Origin of the sequence: Psychrobacillus sp. FSL K6-4046 (assembly GCF_038624605.1) — a bacterium.
Taxonomy (GTDB): domain Bacteria; phylum Bacillota; class Bacilli; order Bacillales_A; family Planococcaceae; genus Psychrobacillus.
The window spans coordinates 574,419-593,389 of record NZ_CP152020.1; the positions used below are offsets into that span (position 1 = coordinate 574,419).

Below are 18,971 nucleotides of genomic sequence, written 5' to 3' on the forward strand. Positions count from 1 at the left end.
TCAAAAAGTGTCCCATAAATGAGAGAGAGGCGCCCATAAATAGGTTAGAAGTGTCCCATAAAAGGATGAGAGTGTCCCATAAAAAGTAGAGGCGCCCGTAAACTCCAAAAAGTGTCCCATAAATGAGCGAGAGGCGCCCGTAAATAGGTTAGAAGTATCCCATAAAAGGATGAGAGTGTCCCATAAAGAGTGGAAGAGCCCGTAAACACCAAAAAGTGTCCCATAAATGAGCAAAAGGCGCCCATAAATAGGTTAGAAGTGACCCATAAAAGGATGAGAGTGTCCCATAAAGAGTGTAAGAGCCCGTAAACACCAAAAAGTGTCCCATAAATGAGCGGAAGGCGCCCGTAAACCTAAAAAAGTGAACATAAATAAAAGCGAGGTGCACCTAAATGAGTGAGAATTGCTACATAAAACGGAGAAAGAGTCACCTAAACAGATGAAAACCCGCCAAGGCGGGCTTTTTTTATTGGAATCGGTCGGTTTTTATTCATAATCGGTCGGTTCGGTTCAAAAATCGGTCGGTTTTCTCAAATAATCGGTTGGTTCTGGTCCATAATCGGTCGGTTTCCCCGAATAATCGGTCGATCAACACTTCACTCAAACACTCAGTCAACAACTCACTCAATAACTTAATTGAAAAGAGTAATAGAGACTATATTTTTGAACGCCTGTTGCTAGGTCGATGGATTTGTCTACTTCTTTCTCAAAGAGATCGATGTTGCCTTGTTGTTTTGCTATGACAGCTGCAATTGCGTGCTGCATCCATTCTTTTGGCAGTTGATTTTTTAGAGTAGTGGCCTCGTCAAAGTTTCCTTTAAGTGCTTCTGCGTATGCTATGTAATAAGTGCGAAGTGGTTCTTTGCTTATTTGTTTGGCTAGCTGCTCAAATTTGGAGACGTTGTTTTCAAAAAGTGCCAACATTGTTTTATATACTTCCTGCATATAGGGTTGTTTATGTCTTTTCAAAATCTCCTCTATGGAACGAACAATTTGTTCTTGATCACCAGTTTTTAAAGCTAGAGGGTAAGCAAATATGGGTTTTCGTTTATTCTTTTCCAAGTATTGTTCTATTTTATTTAGGTCCTTGGATTTATAAACGGTATACATTTGTGGAGCCACTAACAAAAGTAAATAAATTACTACAACTGATAAATAAATGAACCAGAATGGTAGCTCTAGAAACATCATTGCTGTTGCCAATATTACTCCTAATACAAAGATGAGTGCGTACTTTATTATTTTCATAAATACCTCCTAATCTAATCATTATACCAAAAATTGAAAATGTATATGGTTGTATTTCACGAATGAACACGATATAATTAATTCCTGACAAACATAGTCATATCAAGGTATTTTATTAATATAATGTACTTCCCAAAAATACAATTGTTTTTGAAAGGGAGAAATAAAGATGAAAAAAATAATGGTTACCGGAGCATTAGGACAAATTGGCTCGGAGCTAGTGACGAAATTACGAAAAGAATATGGTTCAAATAATATTTTGGCAACAGATATCAGACATATAGTTTCACCAGTAACGGAAAGTGGCCCGTTTGATATCCTAGATGTAACAGATGGTGAAAAAATGCATCAGCTCGCGAAGGAATTCCAAGCAGATACAATGGTTCATATGGCTGCATTACTTTCTGCAACAGCAGAAGCGAAACCACTTTTAGCATGGAATTTAAATATGGGTGGTCTAGTAAATGCTTTGGAAGCTTCACGTGAGCTAGGAATGCAATTCTTTACACCGAGTTCTATAGGCGCTTTTGGGCCATCGACTCCTAAGAAAGACACGCCTCAGGATACATTGCAGCGTCCAACAACGATGTATGGAGTAAACAAAGTGTCTGGAGAATTGTTATGTGATTATTACTTCCATAAATTTGGATTGGATACTAGAGGAGTACGTTTCCCAGGTTTGATCTCCAACGAGACATTACCAGGCGGGGGAACAACTGACTATGCAGTAGACATTTACTATAAAGCATTAGAGGATGGAGCTTACACTTCTTATATCGCAGAAGGAACATTTATGGATATGATGTATATGCCGGATGCACTTCAAGCAATTGTCGATTTAATGGAGGCAGATCCATCTAAGTTAATCCATCGTAATGCATTTAATGTAACGGCAATGAGCTTTGAACCAGAACAAATTGCAGCTTCTATCCGAAAGGAAATACCAAACTTCCAGATGAGCTATGATGTGGATCCAGTTCGCCAAGCAATTGCTAACAGCTGGCCAGATAATATTGATGCGACAGCAGCTAAAGAAGAATGGGGCTTCTCCTATAAATATGATTTAGACGCAATGACAAAAGATATGCTACAAACATTAAAAATAAAAAAAACTGCAGGCTCCTTATAAAAGGGCCTGTTTTTTTATGTGTATGGCTTAATTTTTTCCTCGAAACATTCTCATTTATTCATAAAACACGCCTTTTAATGCAATACTAAGTAGAATATATTTCATACCAAATCTTTAACAAAGTTTTTAGAGAATAATAAATTTAACTAAAAGGGTTGAAATTTATCTGAAAAACGAATAATATGATTAATGTTGTTAAAATCGTTCGTGTTTAAGGAAGAAGGTAATAAGATGTTTCGTTTGAAGGAACACGGTACCAATGTGAAGACTGAGCTTATTGCAGGAATGACCACATTCCTTACTATGGTATATATTGTAGTGGTAAATCCAATTATTTTATCGGATGCAGGTGTACCACTAGACCAAGTATTTATGGCAACTATTATTTCTGCTGTTATCGGTACATTATGGATGGCAATTTGCGCCAATTATCCAATAGCTATAGCTCCCGGTATGGGATTAAACGCATATTTCACTTATGCAGTTGTATTAGCATCAGATGGTAAAATTGATTATCTAACAGCATTTGCAGCTGTTTTTGTAGCGGGTATAATTTTTATTATTTTATCTTTAACACCTTTACGTGAAAAGTTAATTACCGCGATTCCCTCTAATTTGAAGTATGCCATTACTGCAGGAATCGGTTTATTTATTGCTTTTTTAGGCTTACGTATGTCAAAGGTAGTTGTTGCTAGTGATAGCAATTTGGTGATGTTAGGGGATTTAACTTCTCCAGGTGTTTTGCTGACGTTATTTGGTTTAATATTCACAGTCATTTTGATGGTGCGTAATATAAATGGTGCATTATTTATCGGTATGGTCGTTACTGGTATTGTAGCTGCGCTTACCAATCAATTACAGATTGAAAAAGTGGTAGCTCTTCCTCACTTACCAGAAGGTATTTTAATTTGGAATCCAATAGAGGCAATTGGACAGGTTATTTCTTACGGTTTATATGGAGTAGTATTTTCCTTTATTTTAGTTACGCTGTTCGATACAACAGGTACGATGGTTGGTGTCGCTAAGCAAGCTGGCTTGATGAAAGATGATAAGCTTCCACGAGCACGCCAAGCGCTATTAGCAGATTCAGTAGCTACTACTGTTGGATCAATGTTCGGAACTAGTCCAACAACAGCATTTGTTGAGTCTTCCTCAGGTGTAGCTGTTGGTGGTCGTACTGGTTTAACTAGCTTAACTGTAGCTGTGCTATTCATCGTTGCATCATTCTTCGGACCTTTAGTAGGTGCGCTGTCCAGTGTTGCAGCTATTACCTCGCCAACCTTAATTATCGTTGGCGCCTTGATGATTGGATCTGTAAAAGAGATTGAGTGGAGTAAATTTGACGAAGCATTCCCAGCTTTCTTGATTATTTTAATCATGCCTCTTACATCAAGCATTTCAACAGGTATTGCTTTTGGATTTATCGTTTATCCACTGTTGAAAGTAATTAAAGGGGAAGCGAAAAAGGTTAATATCATGCTTTATATCTTCGCTGTCCTATTTGCATTTCAATTAATTTTCTTACCACACTAATTCATAAACGTGAGATCAGAAACTTGATTTCACGTTTTTTTTTAGTCAGCTTATTTGGAAATTCTTTCATTCTATTTGTTTGGAGAGGAAGCGGCGACTCCTGGGGGAATAGCGCGAGCTGAAAGCCCCGCAGGAGCAAAGCGACGAGGAGATTGAAGCCGTGCCCCCGGAAAGCGTCCGCTGTAACGGAAAACAATTACAAAAATTTAAATAGAAGCCTCGAAAATTTTACCAGGTCGTAGATTTTTCGAGTCTTTTTATTTGGAGGAGAGAAATGTCTCAACCGCTTTTTTAAAAGGAATTTTCGTGTAAATGTAGAACTAAACGAAGAACTTATTATGTTGTAAAGGGAGGGCTTCATGTTTAAAATTGTTCTATTTGTAATAATAGTGATTTCTTTCTATGTAATTACTATATGGCAATATAGGAATCCCACAAAGGCTATTAGTTTATCAAATAAAAAAGCCTACCTTGAAGATCCTCGAGTAGATGAGGAGTTAGTTAGGCGTTCCATTAAAATAAGAGCTATTTTCTTTAGTATTGCTTTTATCTTAATAACTATGGTGACCTTCGTTAGTTGATTTCTAATACTATAGAAAAAACGCTTGGAGTTTTCCAAGCGTTTTCCTTTTAAAATAGTATATGTGCAACTGCTGCTATGATTGGGAATGAAATCAGCGTACGTAATAAGAAAATAACGATTAAGTCTTTGAAATTAACCGGTATTTTAGAGCCGAGTAATAATCCGCCAACCTCAGACATGTAGATCAACTGAGTAACTGACATAGTTGCTATAAAGAATCTTGTAAGCTCAGAGTCAATTGATGCACCTAAAATAGTAGGCAGGAACATATCGGCAAAGCCGACTACCATTGTTTGTGCAGCCTCAGCAGCTTCAGGTATACCGAATAATAGAAGCAATGGCTCAAATGGTTTACCTAAGATGGTGAAGAAAGGAGTATACTCTGCAAGCATTAATGCAATAGTTCCAAATGCTAATACTACTGGAGCAACACCAATATACATATCGATAACATTCTTAATTCCATCTGAGAAGAACTTTGTAATAGACCGGTTTTTATTAGCGGTGTTTAATGCGTTTTCTAAACCGTGTGTAACTGCATTATAATTCTCAGGGAATTTCTCTGCATCCAAGTCTAATGGGCGTCCATCAATATGCACATCTTCTTTGCCAGCTAAAGGATAAATACGAGGCATGATAAATGCCAGGACAACACCACATAGCAGAACAGTTAAGTAATAGGGAGCAAAGTATTTCTCTAAACCGACTTGTTCCAATACGACGATACAGAAGGTAATAGATACAACGGAAAAAGTAGAACCAATAATAGCTGCTTCTTTTTTCGTGTAATAGCCCTCTTCATATTGTCTACTAGTCAACAAGACCCCAATTGTTCCATCTCCAACCCAGGATGTAAGTGCATCAACTGCTGAGCGTCCTGGGAGCTTAAATAGAGGGCGCATGATTTTAACCATCATCGTGCCGAAAAACTCCAGTAATCCGAAATTTAAAAGAAGGGGAAGGAGTAGTCCCGCGAATAGGAAAATCGTAAATAGGAAGGAAACCAACCCATCAGGAGCTAACAAAAGTCCTCCCGTATCCTCGCTCCAAATAGCCTCTGGACCAATTTGGAAAATGATTAAGACAGAAAAAATTGCACCGACAACTCTTGTGATTGTCCAAAATATAGAAACCTTAAAAAGATTGTTAATAAATGATTCGTTCTTTGGTATAAATAAAAATATTAGAGAACCAATAGCCGCAAGGAATAAGGTGATTAAAGCAATCCAATGAACAATAGGTTCAAGTACACCAGATAATAGACTTGCAAACCATGCGATAGGAATCTTTATTTCTCCTCCGATTGGTAACGGGATCATGAAAAGGATGACACCAGCTATAGAAGGGAGAAGAAAGAGAAGCCAAGTAAATAAGCTGAATTTTTTCAAGTGAAGGCCAACTTTCTTTTTGAATAATTATGCATGAAATAGATGTTTTACACATGATAATTCATTAGAGAAGCTAAGTCTATAGCTATGAGCAATGTTCTATTATTCGAAATCTTTATTAAAATCGTATGTGTAGAAGCGTTCAAAGTGTAACCAGTTTTCTGCTTCTGGTTCTCCGTCAGCTAGACGTTTTTCCATTTCTTCAAGCATCCAAGCTGTTTGAGAAATGTGGGCACGCATAGAACCCATTTTTTCTTCACTCGATTCAGAAATGTTATGGATGATGTCTGGTTCTCCTAACACCTCTTTCGAATCATTGGAAAAAGCTAGTGCGTATACCTTTGGACGTTGATCCTTTGGCATTCTTCGTACTGCACGAATCATTGCTCTACCGGTCGCGTCATGGTCAGGATGCACAGCATAGTTAGGATAGAAGGTAATAACTAAAGAAGGGTTCGTATCAGCGATTAAATCCTTCATCATTTGGACCATTTTTTCATCATCTTCAAATTCTACTGTTTTGTCACGAAGACCCATCATTCTTAAATCGGTAACGCCCATTGCTTTTGCAGAGGCTAGCAGCTCTTGCTTGCGAACTTGTGGCAGTGTCTCGCGAGTTGCAAAAGGAGGGTTTCCAAGATTGCGACCCATTTCCCCTAAGGTCAAGCATGCGTATGTAACAGGGATTCCTTGTTTTACATAAGTAGCTATTGTTCCAGAAACTCCAAAAGCCTCGTCATCTGGGTGAGGGAATACGACCAACACAGATCGTTCCATTGGTAAAGTCATTTTTCTTCCTCCTTAATATGTAAACGGTGTTTTGCTAATTTCAAGTGCGACTGCAAGCTTTCCACTTTGATCGTGACCAGCCATTAATAATCTACCATGCTCATCTAATTCATAATGTGTAATACCTTGAGCATATACCCATCCATGAGGGAGCTTTAAACCTACACGATGAGGAGCTTCTCCAGCTACCTTACCAAGCTCGTAGCGAATCACCACATTGCGAATAAATGCACCAGCATTAAATACGTTTTCGTTGAAATGAGTGGCATAAGCACCATTTGTTGTTTCTAAATGAATGTATACATCTTCATTTGCAAAGCTATTTAATAGCTCTTGTAATTGTTCCTTATTCACTATTTCCATACTTTCATTGCCTCCTAGCATACTGTCTGTTAATAGTATAATGAAAAATAGTTCAGCAAGCGAATGATTGAGCCACCGTTCTGATGGCAATTTACTATACAAGTAAAAACTCGCAAAGCCCTGTTAGACTTTGCGAGTAAGGGGTTTATTAGACTGTAGTTGTTGTCACTTCTGGAGCACCGAATTTTCCTTTAGCGCCGTGAAGTACAGGTCCTACGTATTGGTTTAACTTCCAGCCGTGAGCGATTGCAGAGGAAACAAATTCTTTAGCCTCAAGTACAGACTCAGCAACAGAAAGACCATTTGCTAGGTTTGCTGTAATTGCAGCAGCAAATGTACAGCCAGCACCATGGTTGTAAGTCGTTTCCGTTTTTTCTGTTTCTAATAATGTATGAGTTTGTCCATCATAGAAAAGGTCGACTGCTTTATCGTGGGCCAATTGTTTACCGCCCTTAATCACTACGTTTTTCGCCCCAAGCTCATGAATTTTTTCGGCAGCTGCCTTCATATCTTCGATTGATTTAAGTATTCCCAGTCCTGAAAGCTGACCAGCTTCAAATAGATTTGGAGTAACAACAAGTGCACGTGGCAATAAATGAGTGATCATGGAGTCTACAGTACCAGGGTTCAATACCTCATCCTCGCCCTTACATACCATGACAGGATCGATTACGATACTAGTTACACCAGACTCTTCAATAATTTTACCTGCTGCTTCGATAATATCCTCGGTACTTAGCATTCCAGTTTTAATAGCATCTACATTAGTGGATAAAGCCGTTTTTGCTTGACGTTTAATTTCATCCACAGGAAGGGAAAACACATGGTGACTCCAATTATTATCCGGGTCCATTGTAGCGATGACAGTGAGAACATTCATACCATAGGTTCCATGCTCTTGGAATGTTTTTAAGTCTGCTTGTATACCAGCGCCGCCAGAAGTATCAGAACCTGCAATTGTTAATGTTTTTTTAATAGACATGTAAAAGTTCTCCTTTTGCGTGAAAGTTATTTCATTAATTGTATCAGATAGATATGAAAATTCAATTACGGCAGCTTTGGAGCAGTCCAAAGCTTGAACACTATAAAAGCAAATGTGATTGAAACGAAAAGAGTTATCGTCCCGCCAATATAAATGTTATTTATATAAAGTGAGATAGTTAAGTAAACAAGGATTCCTATAAAAAATATAGTTCCTAGTAAAAAGCAACCGAAACCCATACTCGTTGCCTTTGGTGGAACATCGTTTTTTACAGCTGCATTCTCCAGTTTTTTTAGTTTTTCTCGAAATTCAAAATTTGCCATATGCAATTCCCCTTTTTACCATCGTATCATTGGGCGGAATAGTTGTTAATAGGGAAACTTTTCGATACTGTAAACGTAGTAGTTTAATAGAAGGAGAGGGATGAGGATGAAACAAGATGACAAGATTCGAGAAATGGAAAAGCTATTAAAAGAATTGAAAGCTCAAAATGAGGAAAGTGCTGCTACCATCGTAGAAGATTCTCCTAGGCGAGGAGGGTTAAACCTCTGGAGGATGCCATTATTTTTATCTAGATTCAAATTTAAAACAATCTTGCTCATCTCAGTCTTAGCATTCTTACTAATTGCAGCATTGCCATTTGCAGCATTCTGGGCGATCCAAGGTAGTACCTTTACGGAATCCAAGGGTTCCTTTGTTGAAAGAGTACAAGGTCTTAATGAGTTATCAACTGCGCAAGCGTATACGAAAGTAATTATAGAACGACAAGATAATGCAGTATTTGGAAAAGAGATTGGACTAGACTTACCAGGAACCAAAAGGCAGCTTTTAGTCGTAGTTCCAGGATCCGTGAAGGCAGGGGTTAATTTTTCAGAGGTAACCGAATCAGATATTAAGGTTAATGAAGAAAACAAGACTGCTGTTTTAACATTGCCTAAACCAGAATTTTTAGGAGGACCTGAAATACTGTTTGACCAAGTAGAGGTATTTTCGTATGAAGGATTATTTCGTGAAAAGGCAGACATAGAAGAAGCCTATGAACTAGCTGCAACCGCCAAAGAAATGATGATTGAAGAATCTACCGGACAAGGTATTCTGGAGCTTGCAGAAGAAAATGCCGTAAAATCCGTACAGGAAATGTTCCAGCTCATTGAATATGACGTGCAAGTGGAGTTTAAGGAGTGATTAAATGCCAAATTGGAAAGAATTATTAGGTGCAGAATGGGATAAGCCTTACTTTAAGGAGTTACAGTCCTTTCTAGATCAGGAATTTGCTGAGCACACGATCTATCCACCACGAGAAGAGGTGGGAAGTGCGTTTCGATCAACGCCATATGATGCTGTAAAGGTGGTTATACTTGGGCAAGATCCCTATCATGGCCCAGGACAGGCCCATGGCTTAAGCTTTTCAGTAAAGCCAGGAGTTAAAATTCCACCAAGCTTGCGTAACATGTTCAAGGAGCTAGAAGATGATTTAGGATGTCCAATCCCTTCACACGGTTATCTAGAAAAATGGGCGAAGCAGGGTGTCTTGTTGTTAAATACGGTTTTAACTGTCAGAGCAGGTGAGGCAAACTCGCATAAAGGCATGGGCTGGGAGCGCTTCACAGATACCGTTATACAGAAGCTATCTGAACGTGAAAAGCCAATTATTTTTGTTTTATGGGGTAAGCCTGCACAAGCTAAGTTAAAGCTGATCGACACGACCAAACACTACATTATCCAATCAACTCACCCAAGTCCTCTAAGTGCTCATCGAGGATTCTTGGGAAGCAGACCCTACTCTCAAATAAATGAACAGTTAGTGTCCATGAATGAAAAGCCAATCGATTTTTGCCTCTAATTATGCTAGGATAACGATAGAAAGTAGGGAGAAAAATTGGCTGTAAATTGTTTTAAGTGTCGACATTTTTTTACTACCTGGGATGCGAATCATCCACGTGGCTGTAGGGCTTACCAATTTAAAACAAGGGAGCTTCCTTCTGCGTTAGTCAAAAGATCCTCAGGCGTGGAGTGCTTAAAATTTGAACCAAAGCAACTGGAGGGGCATAACAAGTGATTTCGAACAGACAGATTTTAATGCAAATAGAAAAACAGCTTCAAGAGGCAAAGACTGCATCGGGGGAACAATCCATCCGGGAAAGTTTAGCGGCTATAAAGGCTTTATGTGACGTAGCTCTAACTGTGCCACAAACAGAAAGTCCAACAGTACTTCAAACGCCCTCCGTTAAGGCAGCAACCTTAACTGTCCCTTCTGCACCCTTGAAGGAAGACGATGCAAACGGAGAGTCATTATTTGATTTTTAATAATAGAAAGTAGGGAACAGCTTGAAATTTTTTATCATCGCAGGTGCTATTAATGGCTTCTTATCCGTAGCCCTTGGAGCATTCGGAGCACATTTATTAGAAGGTCGAGTGGCTGACAAGTATTTAGCGACTTGGGAAACAGCGGTTCAATATCAAATGTTTCATGCGCTTGCATTAGTTGCCATTGGTATTTTAATGAGCAGTAAACTATTAGGACCAGTATCACAGTTAAACGTAGCGGGCTATTTAATCCTAGCAGGTATCGTTATTTTCTCCGGAAGTCTGTACGTACTTAGCTTAACGGGTATTAGTATTTTAGGAGCAATCACACCAATCGGTGGAGTAGCATTCCTAATCGGCTGGGTAATGCTAATCGTAGCAGCCGTAAAATATGCAAATTAATCATTTTAAAAGCGAGCTCTGGATTTTAACTGGAGTGCGCTTTTTTTATTCATGAGGTGGTTTGGTCAGTTAAATGTTAAACTCAAACTAACAAGGTAAATTCAATAAAATGGGAAATATAAGGGGGGTTATAATGGGGACTTGGGGTACCGCAATATCATCAAATGATAAATATGCAGATATATATGAGGACATAATGGACGAATTTAATAAAGGGGTACCTATTGAAACTGTAATATATAAAGTTATCGAAACGTATGAAAATGAGTTTAAAGAAGACGAGGATTCTTTGCACAATCTATATTTTGCAGCAGGGTTTGCAGCTTGGGAATGCGGCATGCAAAATGATAAACTTTATAAAAAGATTAAGGAGATAATAGAAAGCGGTAGCGATATAAAATGTTGGAGAGAACTTGGAGCTTCCAACCAAGACATAAAAAAAAGAGAAAAAGCACTTTTATCATTTCTAACCAAATTATCTACTCCCAAAGAGAAACCTAAAAAACCTAAACAGGTAAGATTTAAACCTGCTCTTTTTGAAAAAGGAGATGTACTATCTATCTTATTAGATGATGGGAGCTACTCTGGAGCAGTAGTTTTAGAAAATCTTAAAGGTAGCGATCAGTTCGGAACAAATTTTATTGTAAAAACGTTTATGAATAACAACGAAAAACTCACTATCTCAGAAATACTTGATGCAAAAGTATATGGCTATGCTTGGTACATGGGTGTAAACCATAAAAAATATATGAAGCAAATTGAAAAAATCGGAAATATTCAAATAGAATTTGAATACAACTCTTCTGGGATTGGCACTACTTACTCTGGATGGGGGTCGTTCGTGGCGGCCAATAATGAAAGTCGAAATAACATGCAAGAAAATAAAGATATTAAAAATGTTAAAGCTTTTTTAAATATGACACCTCGTGAAATAGCTAAAAGGCAAAAAGAAAGTCTTAAACGTACGATAAGTAATCATAAAAAGAATGAGAATGATAGAAACTAGCTATTTAGGAGCATCGTATTACTTGAACTCTTAGCCATTTAGTAAAAAACATGTCAAATTAAAATAGACTTGGGACATATCTAGTAGTTCAATTTAAAAACGTGAAATTAGAAAACTCCATTTCACGTTTTACTTTGTTCAGTCTAATGATAAAAAATCTGCATTATATGTTTGAAGAGGAAGCAGAGTTTCTGGGAACAGTGCTAGTGTAACAGGAAAAAGGCTTACTCCTTAAAGAATAAGCCTTGCCTATGGTTAATAGTAATTTATTTCTTCATCGAACGTCGCATAATCAAAGTAAATCATTAACATTAAGTATCGTTTCCCATTTTGATCACTAATAATCACATGATCGCGTCCAGCAGCCTCTACATATCCGTTCAGGACTACATTGTTTCGTGTTGCATTGTTTTCAAAAGTAAAATAAAAAGTTCCTAATTTTCCTTTGTTGGCTCTTAAAATGTTCTCCACATAGGATTCTTCTGCTGACCGTCCACCGGCAGGTATTTGGATCCCAGGAGTATATTGCTGTTGGGGCGGTTGTTGCCCCGGAACCTGTTGCCCTTGCGAGTACTGTTGGTTTGGATAGCCACCTGGATACCAATAATACTGAACCATTTATACATCCTCTCTTTTTTTAAATCTCTGGACATTCTTCTTCGGTAGGCGAAAAGAAACAGTGTGCTTTAAAGCGTCCGGTATTCCATTGACCATACCATTGTGCTGGACATGGAGTACTCTCGCCAGGATCAAAAAACCATAATGATCTGGTAGCAGGATGAAAACGCTCACCGTTAACTACACGTTGTGCTAGTTTTAGATCACTATCTCTTGCACGCTGGTAAAAGTATGGCTTAGTAGTTGCCTCAAAGCCACCGGGACGTTGAAAAACCATTTGCTCGAGGTTTCGTATATCTGTAAAATCTAAACAAGCTGTACGAACTCGATTTACACCTACATTACCAACCATTAGCATTCCTAGTTCGCCTTCGCCCTCTGCTTCTGCTCGCATTAGCCTTGCTAGTAGATCGATGTCTTTCGAAGTCGCACGAACTACCGCCAATGCATCACCTCCTACATTAAACTATGTTAAGAAATGACCTATCATGACAAATTTTGCATATAAAAAAGACTACCCAAAGGCAGTCTCAGATTTTAGACAAAAGGTGTAGAAACGATTTCGATTTCTTCCCCTTTTCCGGGTAATCCAGGTTAAGTCTGTGATATAGACTGAGTAGCCCACGGTTTGCCTCTCCGTCATTTAATAAGAAACATTATTGTTGATTGGAGCGCGGAGTGGCGACTCCAGCGGTAATAGCGCGAGCTGAAGACCCTGGACTGAGCGCAGCGAGGGAAGCAACTTTAACAAGCTTTATCTCCATCTTAAAGAAAAAGACTGTAGGCAAACACCAAAATTCATGGGGTTTGTGCTACAGTCTGAGACTACCAAAAGGCAGCCTTTTATATATTTATATTAAAGATTGAAAAATGTAGAGCGTTTTTCGCCTTCTAAAATAGTACCAACGAAGAACGAACCGAACTCGCCATAGCGAGCGCTTACTTCATCAAAGCGCATTTCATATACTAATTTTTTAAATTGAAGTACATCATCTGAGAATAAAGTTACTCCCCATTCAAAATCGTCAAAGCCGACAGAACCTGAGATAATCTGTTTCACTTTTCCTGCATAGCTGCGACCAATCATTCCATGGCTACGCATTAACTCTTTGCGTTGCTCCATAGGAAGCATATACCAGTTATCGTTGCCATCACGACGCTTGTCCATTGGGTAGAAGCAAACGTATTGAGAGCGTTGAAGTTGTGGATATAGACGTGAGCGCACATGTGGATTTTGATATGGATCTTCATTTGACTCACCAGACAGGTAGTTAGATAATTCTACTACTGATACGTATGAATATGCAGGAATCGTAAAGTCAGCAATTGTTAACTTGTTGAATCTCGCTTCTAGCTCTTGCAATTCATCCATAGTTGGACGTAACGTCATTAACATAAAGTCTGCTTTTTGGCCCACAATAGTATAGAAAGCGTGAGCTCCAGTTTTTGTATCGTCTGCTTGTTGTAATTCATCTAAAAAGGCAACGAACTCATCTGTTGCTTGTTTACGAAGTTCAGGATCTACTTGTTTCCATGATGCCCAATCCATTTGGCGGAAATCATGTAAAACGTACCAACCATCTAATGTAATAGCTGCTTCATTCATTATATAAGACACTCCCTTTAATAAATATTTCGCATATTTAGTTTACCATACCAGCTTTTAGAATTCCCCTTTTAGCCCCACTTTTACATGACAATCTGTGACAAACTCGTGTATGCTTAATGTACAAATATATCCTGATGGGGGCGTTATTATGGCTGATTTATTTACAGAAATAAAAGGCAAGCTGCAAAGTAAAAATGTAACCATTATATTACCAGAGGGAAACGATCCAAGAATAATTGAGGCAGCATTAAAATTGCAGGAAGAGGGAGTAATTCAGCCTATTGTCATAGGAAATGAGAGGGATATTCCAAGTGGCTTACAGGTGTTGAACCCCGCAACCTATGAACATATGGACGAACTAGTAAATGCTTTTGTGGAAAGACGCAATGGTAAAGTGACTATAGAAGAGGCAAGAGAAATATTAAAGGATGTTAACTATTTTGGCACAATGCTTGTTTATACAAAAAAAGCGGACGGGCTAGTAAGTGGAGCAGCACATACAACGGCAGAAACTGTGCGACCGGCCTTACAAATTATCAAAACCAAGCCTGGAATTACTAAGACTAGTGGGGCATTTCTAATGGTAAAGAATGATACACGCTATATTTTTGCCGACTGTGCCATTACAATTGCTCCGACAAGTGATGACTTAGCAGAAATTGCAGTGGAGGGAGCTAAGACAGCTGCTGCATTTGGTATAGAGCCAAAGGTGGCAATGCTATCTTTTTCTACTAAAGGTTCCGCAAAATCGGAGGAGACGGACAAAGTCGTCCAAGCAACAAGGCTTGCAAGAGAACGAGTACCTCAGCTAGTGATAGAAGGAGAGCTTCAATTCGATGCAAGTATTGTTCCGTCCATTGCGGATAAAAAAGCACCAGGTGCCACAGTGAGAGGAGATGCAAATGTTTTTGTTTTTCCTTCGTTGGAGTCAGGCAATATAGGATATAAAATAGCAGAGCGTCTTGGAGGATTTGAAGCAATTGGGCCGATACTGCAGGGATTAAATGCCCCAGTAAATGACTTATCACGAGGCTGCAATGCAGAGGATGTATACAAGCTTGCTTATATTACAGCAGCTCAAGCACTAGATTAAGGAGAATAGGGATGTCAGAAATAGATGTTTTATTGGAGCAACAAACATGGCGTTTTTGGGATCAGTCACTTAGCGGAAAAAGCCGCTCTGCATTGGAATCCTTTGCAGCTGACGATTTACTTTGTCATGTAGTCGGTCAGGGGCAGTCCCCAGCAACCGTAAGAACGTGGGTACATGATCAAACAGTAGTAATGGGGATTCAGGATCATAGATTACCTTTTGTAGAAGAGGCTCAAGATTTCTTACGTACGCGAGGCTACAATCCTATCGTTCGAAATTCAGGAGGACTTGCGGTTGTATTAGATGAGGGTGTCCTAAATATATCAATCGTGTTGTCTGAAAAGGAAAATTCCATAGACATACCTACTGGCTACGAGGTTATGTTGGCTTATGTCCAGCAACTTTTCCCAGAGGCTCAGGGAAAAATAGAAGCTTATGAAATAGTAGGCTCATATTGTCCCGGATCCTATGATTTAAGTATTGGAGGCAAAAAATTTGCTGGGATCTCTCAACGAAGATTGAGACAAGGCATAGCTGTCCAGGTGTACCTTTGCGTTGAAGGAAGCGGAAGCGAAAGAGCCCGCCTTATTCAAGAATTTTATGAAGTAGGGGTTCAGGGAGAGGATACTAAGTTTAGTTACCCTAGTATAAAACCTGAGGTCATGGCTTCACTTAATGAGCTGCTGCAAGCGACCTTTACAGTGCAGGATGTAGTCATTCGAATTCAACAACTACTACATCAAAGGTCCGAGCAAGTGGTCTCTCAATCACTTATGCAGGAAGAAGCGGAACTTTATCGATTCTACTTAGAAAGAGTACTAAAACGAAATCAAAAAATGCTAGAAGGATAACCAAGCCATACGCATAAAAAAGTTTTATTGCGCACATTGAGTATGTCTATCTAACTGCAACGAAATGCTGATATAATCAAAAAAAACCACCAATCCATTAAACGGTTGGTGGTTCTTTTGTTACTAGGTTGCCGTTTTTCTCCATTTGAAATACTGGCACTGCTGGCATTTCTTCGTCGTTTAATGTTACTAGTCGACGGGCACGGTTCATGATTTGTACGAATTGCTCGTAATCTTGTTTAATAGCAGCATTTTCTTTTTCGAGTTTGGCAAGCTCGCTTTCTAACTTACGAATCTTTTCATTTGAGATCGTTGCCATATGACGATATCTAGAAATATCTGAATCACTATGCTGCAGTCGTACTAGATAAGCAATGATTATATCTATCGATAATGCAGAAACCGGAATAGATTGAGTGCGTTCTCCCTCTTCCTGAGGTTTCGCTAGGTAGATTCCATTTCCTCTACGTCTGTAATCTTTTCCTAAAATACGAAGCTTTTCTTTGCGTTCTTTCTTTGCTTCTTTTAGCTCTGTTTCATATTGATGGCGAACTACTGCATTCCATCTAAATCCACAAGCAGCTGCAGTACGGTTTAACTCGTCACCAGCTTCCTCAAAAGCGTTTAACTGGGTGCTACCTTCACGAACGTGTCTTAACACCAATTCAGCTAACAATTCATCGTTTTCTCTCATCCATGCGTCTTGTCTGATTTTTACCATGTTTGTCCTCCTACCATGTTCATAGTTTCGTTGTTCTATTAACATCATGGACAACATATCGCTCTTTTATTCACGTAATTTACACTTGATAGCAATATAAACTTTAAGATACAATGACGTGTAGACAATATCTATTTATAGAAAGGGTTGTGTACTATGGCAAACCATTTTCGAGTTTGCGATGAGTGTCAGGCCGTTAATTTAAAAACATTAATTCCAAAGCTAAAAGCAATCGATCCAGAGGCAGAGGTTGAGATTAAAGAATGTCAGTCCTACTGCGGTCCAGGGCGTAAAAAGACGTTTGCTTTTATAAATAATCGTCCAGTGGCAGCTTTAACTGAGGACGAATTAATGGAGAAAGTACGCGCCAAGCTGGAATCATAATAATAGACATTCCTTGCAAGAAGGTTATCCTATATGTAACGAACTATTGCCGCCTTTCCATAAGCGGCTTTTTTCTTTATACTTTATAGTTAATAGGAAGTGAGCTACATTTTTAAGAGACATGGAGGGTGAGATATGAGCTATGCTACGCAAAAGCTAGCAGAAGAAAAAGTATTTAAGGATCCAGTCCATCGATATATACATGTTCGAGATCAAGTGATTTGGGACGTGATTGGGGCAAAAGAATTTCAACGGCTTCGTCGCATTAAACAGCTGGGTACTACTTATCTAGTCTTTCATGGGGCAGAACATAGCAGATTTAATCACTCGTTAGGTGTATATGAAATCGTCCGTCGAATCGTAGATGATAGTTTTGAAGGAAGACCAGAATGGGACCCCTCTGAAAGACTGGTAGTATTATGTGCAGCATTGCTACACGATTTGGGACATGGACCATTTTCTCATGCCTTTGAAAATGTATTTGGATTGGATCATGAGGAATTTACAAAGCAAATCTTACTTGGAGATACAGAGGTTAATGAGGTACTTAAAAGAGTCAGTCCTGATTTTCCTCAAAAAGTTGCCGATGTAATAGGGAAAACTTATCCTAACAAGCAAGTGGTAAGTCTTATTTCAAGCCAAATAGATGCAGACCGTATGGATTATTTACAAAGAGATGCTTATTTTACTGGGGTAAGCTATGGTCATTTTGATATGGAACGTATTTTACGAGTGATGAGACCGCTCGATGACCAGGTAGTTATTAAATCTACTGGGATGCACGCGGTAGAGGATTATATTATGAGCCGCTACCAAATGTATTGGCAAGTATATTTCCACCCAGTTTCACGAAGTGCAGAAGTCATTCTTACGAAAATTTTGCATAGAGCAAAAGCGTTGAGTGAAAACGGATATGCCTTCGAGCAGCAGCCTACTCATTTTGTTCGGTTTTTTGACAAGACCTTTACTCTTAATGATTATTTGGCATTAGATGAAGGGGTATTGTTAACGTATTTTCAGCTATGGATGAATGAAAAGGATGCCATTTTGTCTGATTTATGTAATCGTTTTGTTAACCGTAAGCTATTTCAATATATTGAATTTGACTTGGCAAAAGACTATGTGAAAATGAAGGAATTAGAGCAGCTTTTTAAGCGAGTTGGAATTGATCCAGAATATTATTTGGTGTTTGATTCGTCATCAGACTTGCCTTACGATTTTTATAGACCAGGAGAAGAGGGAGAGCGTATCCCGATACACCTGCAAATGCCAAATGGAGAAATACGTGAACTTTCTCGCCAATCGGAAGTGGTAGAAGCTATTTCGGGTAAGCGACGAACAGATCATAAATTATACTTTCCAGAGGACTTTTTGACTGCAGACGGCAAGAAGAAGGCTTTGAAGAAACAAATACTTGATTTACTAAAATAGAGGTGGGTTTGTATTGTTAGAGGAACATGCAAAAATTGTACAATTTATCGGAGCAGCAGACGGGATCACGGGAAGAAAAAAATTACAAAAAATGGTCTATATCGCAAAGAAACTACAATTTCCATATAAAGAGAAATATGATTTCCATATATATGGCCCATACTCTGAAGAGCTAACCTTACGTATAGAGGAACTTTGTAATATGGGTTTTTTGCAGGAGGAGCGTCAGGATAAAGGCTCTTACGTCCAATATAAATATCAAATGACCGATGCAGGGGAACACTTTACTCAAATGGCTCAGATCGCAGAACCTAGTGCCGCATTAAATTCCTGCATTAAACAAATGAAGGAGAAAAGCTCACGGTTTTTAGAGCTAGTATCTACATTGCTTTATTTTGAGAACTTTCCAAAGGAAGAACAAATTGAAAAAGTACGTGTTGTAAAAGGAAAGTTGAATTACAGTGATGAGGAAATCGAGGAAGCTTTTTCGTTTGTGATGAACTTGATGAATGAAAAAGCTATTCACTAGGAATA

The 18,971-nt window shown here is 38.7% G+C and carries 23 protein-coding genes; 13 read left to right on the forward strand and 10 right to left on the reverse strand.

Features of this window, described 5'->3' with window-relative positions:
• Window positions 1-624: 624 nt before the first annotated feature.
• Window positions 625-1,248, reverse strand: coding sequence for a hypothetical protein (locus MKY09_RS02810; protein ID WP_342567528.1), 624 nt, complete (start codon window positions 1,246-1,248; stop codon window positions 625-627).
• A gap of 169 nt (window positions 1,249-1,417) precedes the next feature.
• On the opposite strand from MKY09_RS02810, the gene MKY09_RS02815 reads away from it, so the two are divergent.
• Both MKY09_RS02815 and MKY09_RS02820 read left to right on the forward strand, forming a co-directional pair.
• The gene (locus MKY09_RS02815; RefSeq protein WP_342567529.1) at window positions 1,418-2,377 is read left to right on the forward strand and encodes an L-threonine 3-dehydrogenase; all 960 of its coding nucleotides are present in this window, start codon (window positions 1,418-1,420) and stop codon (window positions 2,375-2,377) included.
• Between the two features lie 231 nt (window positions 2,378-2,608).
• Window positions 2,609-3,910, forward strand: a complete 1,302-nt coding sequence (locus MKY09_RS02820) for an NCS2 family permease (protein ID WP_342567530.1) — start codon at window positions 2,609-2,611, stop codon at window positions 3,908-3,910.
• A gap of 630 nt (window positions 3,911-4,540) precedes the next feature.
• Here the strand turns inward: MKY09_RS02820 and MKY09_RS02825 are convergent.
• From MKY09_RS02825 to MKY09_RS02845, 5 genes are all read right to left on the reverse strand, one after another.
• Window positions 4,541-5,881, reverse strand: coding sequence for a YjiH family protein (locus MKY09_RS02825; RefSeq protein WP_342567531.1), 1,341 nt, complete (start codon window positions 5,879-5,881; stop codon window positions 4,541-4,543).
• 102 nt (window positions 5,882-5,983) lie between these two features.
• Complete coding sequence (gene bshB2 / locus MKY09_RS02830) at window positions 5,984-6,670, reverse strand: bacillithiol biosynthesis deacetylase BshB2 (RefSeq protein WP_342567532.1); 687 nt, start codon at window positions 6,668-6,670, stop codon at window positions 5,984-5,986.
• Between the two features lie 12 nt (window positions 6,671-6,682).
• Window positions 6,683-7,033, reverse strand: a complete 351-nt coding sequence (locus MKY09_RS02835; RefSeq protein ID WP_251557154.1) for a YojF family protein — start codon at window positions 7,031-7,033, stop codon at window positions 6,683-6,685.
• A gap of 148 nt (window positions 7,034-7,181) precedes the next feature.
• Window positions 7,182-8,015 (reverse strand): bifunctional hydroxymethylpyrimidine kinase/phosphomethylpyrimidine kinase, encoded by an 834-nt coding sequence (gene thiD / locus MKY09_RS02840; protein WP_298468062.1) that lies wholly within the window; start codon window positions 8,013-8,015, stop codon window positions 7,182-7,184.
• A 65-nt stretch (window positions 8,016-8,080) separates the two neighbouring features.
• Complete coding sequence (locus MKY09_RS02845) at window positions 8,081-8,338, reverse strand: hypothetical protein (protein ID WP_169361454.1); 258 nt, start codon at window positions 8,336-8,338, stop codon at window positions 8,081-8,083.
• A 106-nt stretch (window positions 8,339-8,444) separates the two neighbouring features.
• Between MKY09_RS02845 and MKY09_RS02850 the strand changes: the two genes are divergently transcribed.
• The 6 genes from MKY09_RS02850 to MKY09_RS02875 all read left to right on the forward strand — a co-directional run bounded on the left by MKY09_RS02850 (window position 8,445) and on the right by MKY09_RS02875 (window position 11,730).
• Window positions 8,445-9,200 carry a DUF4230 domain-containing protein gene (locus MKY09_RS02850; protein ID WP_251557148.1) on the forward strand — a complete coding sequence of 252 codons (756 nt, stop codon included), beginning with the start codon at window positions 8,445-8,447 and terminating at the stop codon, window positions 9,198-9,200.
• A 4-nt stretch (window positions 9,201-9,204) separates the two neighbouring features.
• A complete protein-coding gene (gene ung, locus MKY09_RS02855; RefSeq protein ID WP_342567533.1) occupies window positions 9,205-9,858 on the forward strand; it encodes a uracil-DNA glycosylase in 654 nt (217 codons plus the stop codon).
• A gap of 36 nt (window positions 9,859-9,894) precedes the next feature.
• Window positions 9,895-10,074 carry a uracil-DNA glycosylase gene (locus tag MKY09_RS02860; RefSeq protein ID WP_169361456.1) on the forward strand — a complete coding sequence of 60 codons (180 nt, stop codon included), beginning with the start codon at window positions 9,895-9,897 and terminating at the stop codon, window positions 10,072-10,074.
• Entirely contained in the window at window positions 10,071-10,322 is a 252-nt protein-coding gene (locus MKY09_RS02865) for a YwdI family protein (protein ID WP_342567534.1), read from the forward strand. Before MKY09_RS02860 ends, MKY09_RS02865 begins: the two co-directional genes overlap by 4 nt.
• Window positions 10,323-10,343: 21 nt before the next feature.
• Window positions 10,344-10,724 carry a DUF423 domain-containing protein gene (locus MKY09_RS02870; protein ID WP_169361458.1) on the forward strand — a complete coding sequence of 127 codons (381 nt, stop codon included), beginning with the start codon at window positions 10,344-10,346 and terminating at the stop codon, window positions 10,722-10,724.
• Between the two features lie 133 nt (window positions 10,725-10,857).
• Window positions 10,858-11,730: a hypothetical protein gene (locus MKY09_RS02875; protein ID WP_342567535.1), complete on the forward strand. Its 873-nt coding sequence runs from the start codon at window positions 10,858-10,860 to the stop codon at window positions 11,728-11,730.
• A 255-nt stretch (window positions 11,731-11,985) separates the two neighbouring features.
• Here MKY09_RS02875 and gerQ read toward each other — a convergent pair whose 3' ends face one another.
• From gerQ to hemQ, 3 genes are all read right to left on the reverse strand, one after another.
• Window positions 11,986-12,348 carry a spore coat protein GerQ gene (gene gerQ / locus MKY09_RS02880; RefSeq protein ID WP_251557143.1) on the reverse strand — a complete coding sequence of 121 codons (363 nt, stop codon included), beginning with the start codon at window positions 12,346-12,348 and terminating at the stop codon, window positions 11,986-11,988.
• 19 nt (window positions 12,349-12,367) lie between these two features.
• The gene (locus MKY09_RS02885) at window positions 12,368-12,793 is read right to left on the reverse strand and encodes a cell wall hydrolase (RefSeq protein WP_251557142.1); all 426 of its coding nucleotides are present in this window, start codon (window positions 12,791-12,793) and stop codon (window positions 12,368-12,370) included.
• A gap of 411 nt (window positions 12,794-13,204) precedes the next feature.
• Window positions 13,205-13,954, reverse strand: a complete 750-nt coding sequence (gene hemQ, locus MKY09_RS02890) for a hydrogen peroxide-dependent heme synthase (protein ID WP_342567536.1) — start codon at window positions 13,952-13,954, stop codon at window positions 13,205-13,207.
• 151 nt (window positions 13,955-14,105) lie between these two features.
• On the opposite strand from hemQ, the gene pta reads away from it, so the two are divergent.
• Both pta and MKY09_RS02900 read left to right on the forward strand, forming a co-directional pair.
• Window positions 14,106-15,050, forward strand: a complete 945-nt coding sequence (gene pta / locus MKY09_RS02895) for a phosphate acetyltransferase (RefSeq protein WP_342567537.1) — start codon at window positions 14,106-14,108, stop codon at window positions 15,048-15,050.
• Between the two features lie 20 nt (window positions 15,051-15,070).
• The gene (locus MKY09_RS02900) at window positions 15,071-15,901 is read left to right on the forward strand and encodes a lipoate--protein ligase family protein (RefSeq protein WP_169361408.1); all 831 of its coding nucleotides are present in this window, start codon (window positions 15,071-15,073) and stop codon (window positions 15,899-15,901) included.
• 97 nt (window positions 15,902-15,998) lie between these two features.
• Here the strand turns inward: MKY09_RS02900 and MKY09_RS02905 are convergent, their stop codons facing one another.
• Window positions 15,999-16,622 (reverse strand): RsfA family transcriptional regulator, encoded by a 624-nt coding sequence (locus tag MKY09_RS02905; RefSeq protein WP_169361399.1) that lies wholly within the window; start codon window positions 16,620-16,622, stop codon window positions 15,999-16,001.
• A gap of 156 nt (window positions 16,623-16,778) precedes the next feature.
• On the opposite strand from MKY09_RS02905, the gene MKY09_RS02910 reads away from it, so the two are divergent.
• From MKY09_RS02910 to MKY09_RS02920, 3 genes are all read left to right on the forward strand, one after another.
• Entirely contained in the window at window positions 16,779-17,006 is a 228-nt protein-coding gene (locus MKY09_RS02910) for a DUF1450 domain-containing protein (RefSeq protein ID WP_144539789.1), read from the forward strand.
• A gap of 135 nt (window positions 17,007-17,141) precedes the next feature.
• Window positions 17,142-18,437, forward strand: coding sequence for an HD domain-containing protein (locus tag MKY09_RS02915; protein WP_251557139.1), 1,296 nt, complete (start codon window positions 17,142-17,144; stop codon window positions 18,435-18,437).
• A 13-nt stretch (window positions 18,438-18,450) separates the two neighbouring features.
• Window positions 18,451-18,966, forward strand: a complete 516-nt coding sequence (locus tag MKY09_RS02920) for a YwgA family protein (protein WP_169361401.1) — start codon at window positions 18,451-18,453, stop codon at window positions 18,964-18,966.
• The last annotated feature ends 5 nt before the right edge of the window (window positions 18,967-18,971 follow it).